This is a genomic window from Acinetobacter sp. V2 (assembly GCF_001188385.1).
Taxonomy (GTDB): Bacteria; Pseudomonadota; Gammaproteobacteria; order Pseudomonadales; family Moraxellaceae; genus Acinetobacter; species Acinetobacter oleivorans.
The window spans coordinates 485-6894 of sequence record NZ_JZFB01000011.1; the positions used below are offsets into that span (position 1 = coordinate 485).

At 39.1% G+C, this 6410-nt stretch carries 6 protein-coding genes; 2 read left to right on the forward strand and 4 right to left on the reverse strand.

The window, feature by feature from the left end:
• Positions 1–179: 179 nt before the first annotated feature.
• A complete protein-coding gene (gene tyrS, locus UC75_RS18055; RefSeq protein WP_128825363.1) occupies positions 180–1412 on the reverse strand; it encodes a tyrosine--tRNA ligase in 1233 nt (410 codons plus the stop codon).
• A 61-nt stretch (positions 1413–1473) separates the two neighbouring features.
• On the opposite strand from tyrS, the gene UC75_RS18060 reads away from it, so the two are divergent.
• Entirely contained in the window at positions 1474–2601 is a 1128-nt protein-coding gene (locus UC75_RS18060; protein ID WP_049838381.1) for an anhydro-N-acetylmuramic acid kinase, read from the forward strand.
• A 127-nt stretch (positions 2602–2728) separates the two neighbouring features.
• Positions 2729–3571, forward strand: a complete 843-nt coding sequence (locus UC75_RS18065; RefSeq protein WP_049838382.1) for an alpha/beta fold hydrolase — start codon at positions 2729–2731, stop codon at positions 3569–3571.
• Positions 3572–3631: 60 nt separating this feature from the next.
• Here the strand turns inward: UC75_RS18065 and erpA are convergent, their stop codons facing one another.
• The 3 genes from erpA to UC75_RS18080 all read right to left on the reverse strand — a co-directional run.
• Positions 3632–3967, reverse strand: coding sequence for an iron-sulfur cluster insertion protein ErpA (gene erpA / locus UC75_RS18070; RefSeq protein ID WP_003656048.1), 336 nt, complete (start codon positions 3965–3967; stop codon positions 3632–3634).
• A 124-nt stretch (positions 3968–4091) separates the two neighbouring features.
• Positions 4092–5096: a putative solute-binding protein gene (locus UC75_RS18075; protein WP_013196508.1), complete on the reverse strand. Its 1005-nt coding sequence runs from the start codon at positions 5094–5096 to the stop codon at positions 4092–4094.
• A 351-nt stretch (positions 5097–5447) separates the two neighbouring features.
• Positions 5448–6410 (reverse strand): putative solute-binding protein (locus UC75_RS18080; RefSeq protein ID WP_049838383.1); only part of this gene is annotated, 963 nt, incomplete at its 5' end.

Genomic DNA, 6410 nt, shown 5'->3' on the forward strand with positions numbered 1-6410 from the left:
CACATTAGAGCAAATGCTCTACTCTTAAACTATATTTATCTCTATCTTCTTATTTGCTTTAATTACTTTTCATTATTACTGATCTGTAGATTGTTCCACGTGGAACGTTGAATTGCTTTTTTTAATCCTTAAATAAAAAAAGCAGGATTACTCCTGCTTTTTATCACTACAGAACATTCTTAGTCAGTGAACGTTACACGTGCAATTGCTTTTTTACCTGACTGAATAATGAAAGTACCGTTTTCTTTTACAGAGAAACCAGCATCAACAGCATTCCAGTCAACTTTTACTGCACCACGAGCTACTGCATCTTTTGCAGCTGCAGCATTCGGATTTAATCCAGCTACACGTAGAATCGTGGCAATAAAGATTTCTCCACCAAATTCACCACGCGAAATAGTCACCTCTGGGGTGTCTTCTGGTACTTCACCTTCTGTAATAAGATTGCCAGCACTTTTATGTGCATTAGCGGCAGCTTCTGCATCATGGAAGCGCTCAACTAGCTCAAGTGCAAGAATACGTTTTACTTCTTGTGGATTACGACCAGCAGCAATTTCATCTAATAAAGTTTTGATCTCATCTAGAGATTTGAAGCTGAGCAAATCGAAATAGCGTTCAATTAAAGAATCAGGCATTGATAAAACTTTTTGGTACATTGCCCCTGGCGTATCAAATACACCAATATAGTTAGCTAAAGATTTAGACATTTTATTTACGCCATCTAAACCTTCTAGAATCGGCACAGTGATACACACTTGCGATTCTTGGCCATAACGACTCTGTAAAGTACGCCCCATAAGTAAGTTAAAGGTCTGGTCTGTACCACCCAACTCAACATCAGCTTCAAGCGCAATTGAGTCATAACCTTGAACTAAAGGATATAAAAACTCATGAATTGCAATTGGCTGATGGTTGCTATAGCGCTTAGTAAAGTCATCACGCTCTAACATGCGGGATACGGTTTGCTGACTTGCTAGCTGAATAAGGTCAGCAGCAGATTTTTGATTAAACCATTCTGAGTTAAAACGTACTTTTGTTTTATTCGGGTCTAATATTTTGAAAACTTGTTCTTGATAAGTTTTAGCGTTGGCTTCTACTTGTTCACGTGACAACGGCGGACGAGTTGCGCTTTTACCAGTTGGGTCACCGATCATGGCTGTATAGTCACCAATTAAGAAGGTAACTTCATGACCCAAATCTTGGAAAGTTTTTAATTTATTAATAAGAACCGTATGTCCTAAATGTAAATCTGGTGCTGTAGGGTCGAAACCAGCTTTAATTTTAAGAGGACGATTCTCTTTGAGCTTTTTCAGTAAATCTTCTTCTGAAATAATTTCGTGCGTGCCTCGTTGGATGAGGGCAAGCTGTTCTTCGGCGGGCAAGAAATTTGACATCACAAAACCTAAACACATCAGTTATTCAATTTGTGCGATATACTAACATTTTTTCAGCGTCTTGCAGGGGAAGTTGCATATGAGCGCAATCTATATCGGCGTAATGACTGGCACTAGTATGGATGGTGTGGATATTGTTGCGGCTTCATTTGAGCCACTACAGCTTCATGCCACTCTTACAGTTCCATTTGAACCCGAGTTACGTGATGAGCTTATGGCGTTAACTTTGCCTGATGACAATGAAATTGACCGCATGGGTAAAGCTGATGTTGCTCTAGCCAAAATGATTGGTCATGGTATTAATACTCTCATTGTAAAAAACCAGTTAGATCGTAGTCAAATTAAAGCAATTGGTTCACATGGGCAAACCATTCGTCATCGTCCAGAACATGGTTTTACGTTACAAATTGGCGATCCCAACATCATTACTGAAATCACTCAGATTCCGGTTGTTTCAGATTTTCGTCGTAGAGATATGGCAGCAGGCGGTCAAGGCGCACCATTGGTTCCAGCTTTCCATCAAGCACTATTTCAACATCCAAGTATTCATCGTGTGATTTTGAATTTGGGTGGTATTGCTAATGTGAGTATGTTGCCTGCCAATAATGCTGACGACGTATTTGGTTTTGATACAGGACCTGCAAATATTTTGATGGATGCGTGGTGTCATCGCCATACAGGTCATCCATATGATGAAAATGGTGACTGGGCAGCTTATGGTCATCCTATTCGCTCTTTACTCGACCGCCTTCATGCTCATGAATATTTTTCTAAAGAACCACCTAAAAGCACAGGACGTGAAGACTTTAATATTGACTGGTTAGATGATCAGTTAATCGATTGGCGAAATGATTTAACTTATGATGAGTTAGAAGATACCCCTGAAAACATCCAAGCCACCTTATTAAAGCTTACTGTGCGTGCCATTCAAAAAGCGATTTATCGCTCTGAGATGGAAACAGGTGAAGTATATGTATGTGGTGGTGGTGCTTATAACTCTTATTTATTAGAACAATTACGCTGGCGTCTTCGTAAGCACAATTGGTCTGTTCAACCTACAGATGTTTTAGGGCTCTCCCCTACTTGGGTTGAGGCTACAGCATTTGCATGGTTAGCAATGCGCTTTGTAAATGGTTTAAGTGGTAATTTGCCCGCGGTAACAGGTGCTTCGGATTTCAGAATTCTAGGTACAATCACCGTAGTATAAAAACTACTTATTGATTGATTGGTCAGATTCGACCTCATAACACATTTACTGACCCGAAATGCTGTTATTTAAATGAGCATAAAAACTCATGATAAATGCCGACAAAAATAATTTAAGGCATGTTTGTATGGATCTGACTAAACGTATTCATCAATACACACGTGGGGCTTGGACATTCGATGTAATTGATTCAGGCCCTATAGATGGTCCACTCGTTGTTCTATTACATGGTTTTCCAGAAACTGCTCATAGTTGGGAGCAAACCTCTGAATTATTGCATCAGCATCAATTAAGAACGCTTGCGATTCATCAACGTGGTTATAGTTTAAATGCTAGGCCCCAAAGCCGATTTCAATATTCACTGAGTGAACTTGTAGAGGATGTGGCAAGTTTAATTGAGCAGCTTGGTCAGCCAGTTTATTTAATTGGGCACGACTGGGGCTCGGCAATTGCCTCGGGCGTTGCGATGAAGTATCCACAATATATTCAGCATCTCACTTTAGTTTCTGTGCCTCACCAAGCTGCTTTTTTAAAAGCTTGTTTAAGCAGTAGACAACTTTTTAAATCTTATTATTTTGCAATTTTTCAGCTACCGATTCTGCCCGAACTTTTATTTAAAAAGATACCTAAATTGGGCCGTAAGTTTCTTAAGTCATCAGGTATGACCGAAGAGCAAATTGCGATATTCGAGGCTGAGTTTATAGAAGAAAATAGATTAACTACGGCATTGAATTGGTATCGTGGCTTTTTTTGGGACAAGCCTCAAAATCCTTTTAAAGCAATAGATGTTCCTACTCTTTTTATTTGGGGTAAACATGATATTGCCGTTACAGAAAAAAGTGCCGAGCTAAACTCACATTATTTTAAAAATAGTTATAACGCAGTTTTTATGGATGCATCGCATTGGATTCCATATCAGAATGCACCTGAACTGGTTCAATACTTTTTAGAATCTATCAGTGAAAAATAATGATCTAACCAATAAAAAACCTCTCAAAATAGAGAGGTTTTTTTTATTTTAAAATTCTTTTTAAATCGAGAACGAAGAACCACAACCACATGTTGTTGTTGCATTCGGGTTTTGGATAATAAAACGTGACCCTTCAAGACCTTCTACATAGTCAACTACTGAGCCAATTAAATATTGATAGCTAAGTGAGTCAACAAGCATTTTTACATCGCCATTTACGAATTCTGCATCATCTTCATTTACGCTTTCAGCAAAATTGAAGCCATACGAAAACCCTGAACACCCGCCTCCTGTTACATATACACGTAACATGAGATCGTCATTCCCTTCACTATCACGGAGTTGGCGTACCTTATTGGCAGCATTATCTGTCAAAACTAGAGCTTGGGCATTCATGATGATTGTTCCTCGGATTTTGCTGTGCCTTTCAAAATAAAAAAGACCCTATATTGAGTATAGCATAATCAATATAGGGTCTGTCTTCGAAGTTTAAAGCGAATCTTGAGTATTTTTATCAAGATTATTTGTAATTCTCATCCTGTAAGCCACATTCAAAGTTTTTAGCATCTTGCTTACAGCGGAATTGCCAAAGGAGTTTCATCATACGTTTATCATACACACCACGTTGTGTAAGGTTAATTCGAGACTCACGCATAAGCTTTTGGTAGCCTGGTTTATCGGCTGCTGGAACATCCATCCAGTATTTTTGCGGAATATCAGCTTTCATTTTACCCAAGATGGTAAAGGCACGTGGTAGCTGACCTGAAACCCATTCTCTAGATTTCTGACCAAAACCAGCTGGGAACTTATCAGGACGGATAATAATATTTCCGGTGACCTGTAAGATCGGATAGTTCACGATCGCACCTTTTGTTCCTAAACCTTTTTGTAGCTCTAAAGGCTTAAATGCTGCTGCTGGAGCACCAATAATATCAACTTGATGGTTATTAAATTTCGCACCGAAATTTGTGACGTCAGCACTAACTGCCTGAGCCCCGACCTGCTGAACCATAATTTTTTGTGCTTCATCATAGTCAAGAACAGCAATTTTCTTACCTGCGGCTTTCGCTACTGTATTGATGCTGCGATCGTTTACTAGAAGGTAAGCATCACCAACTGGAATAACACCGACAACCTCATAACGACCATTAACCATATACTTACTAAAAGTCGGACTCGCTAAGCCTTGCATTATTTTTACAGCAAGCTTGAGGTCAGGAATGGCCCCAATCGCGTCTAATGACCCAGTAAATGAGTTAAATTGACGGCCACGCATCCCTGACACACTAATCCCATCACATTTGCCTGCTTTAAAATCTTCAGCAATCACGGCTTCATTTTGGTTTACTTTAAGTTCAATATCAGCTCCCCAGTTTTTAGCGGCAAGTTGATAATCCTTCATCAGCGCATAGACATCGCCATTTTTACCAACGAAGTCGAAAACACATACTGTTTGTTTAGCCTGAGCTGCAAAAGAAACTGTGGTGAGTCCCATCGCAAGTAATAGCATTTTGGAAAATTGCATATTCTTTTTCCTTTCCTTGTGGAGTTTTTGTTTTTCGATACCAAGAAATTTCACACCGATCAGGTATGAATCGGATAGGCCTCATATAAAAATCATGATGGAATATTTGTATAGATCCTATTTGCTTTTATGATTTTATTTCCATGAAAAATAGATAGCGATTGACCTATCTATTAGCAATTATTTTAATCACTCAAGTCCTTGATCCATTTTTATACCTTCATGTTTCCTTATGAAGTTTTTATCTAAATTTAGCTTAACGTCTTTCTAACTAACCACAATGGCAGAATTGACAGCACATATAAAACAAAAAGCCTAGAACTCGGTCTAGGCTTTTGAGAAAAATTAGGATTATTCACCAGACATTGAACATTCAAAGTTAGCCTTGTCTACAGAACAACGTGCTTTTTTCAATACAGACATCATTCCTGCATCGTAAACACCGCGTTTAGTTAAGTCCATACGGCCATCACGCAACATTTTTTGATACTTAAGTTTATCTTCTGCACTTAAGTTCATTTTGTATTTACCAGGAATTTGCGCTTCTAAGCGGTTGATCATTGCAAAGTTCTTAGGCAACTGTTTAACGAACCAGTCACGAGATTTTTGGCCAAAACCAGCTGGGAATTTATCAGAACGTAATACTAGATCTGCTGTAACGTGTAATACAGGGAAATTCCACATTACACCGTTTGCACCTAAACCTTTATTTAACTCTAATGGTTTGTAAGCATAAGCAGGCGCACCTACCATATCTACCTGACCATTGTTAAATTTCGCAGCAAAGTTTGAAATATCAGAAAGAACCGCTTGAGCACCTACACGTTGCACCATAATTTTTTGTGCATCGTCATAGCCAAGTACGGCGAATTTTTTACCCGCAGCTTTTTCAACAGAGTTGATGTTTTTGTCGCGCACGAAAATAAATGCTGAACCTAACGGAGAAATACCAGCAACTTCGTATTTTTTACCACCCATATTAGTGGTCATTTTTGCTGCATTACGCGCATCTAATACATATGTAATTGCACGTTGAGCGATTTGGTTATTTGGAACACCACCGAGTGAGTCGATAGATCCTGCGAATTTGTTATATTGACGTGCACGCATTGCTGTCATTGCTACAGCATCACATTTGCCTGCTTTAAAATCATTATCAGCAACAGCCTCGTCCTGACGAGGAACCAAGTTAATTTCAGTACCCCAGCCTTTTGCAGCAAGAGCCCATTCTTCCATCATTTTATATGAGTCGCCTGCTTTTCCTAAGAGGTCGAATACACATACGGTACTCGCTGCTTGCGCTGAAGCAGAAAA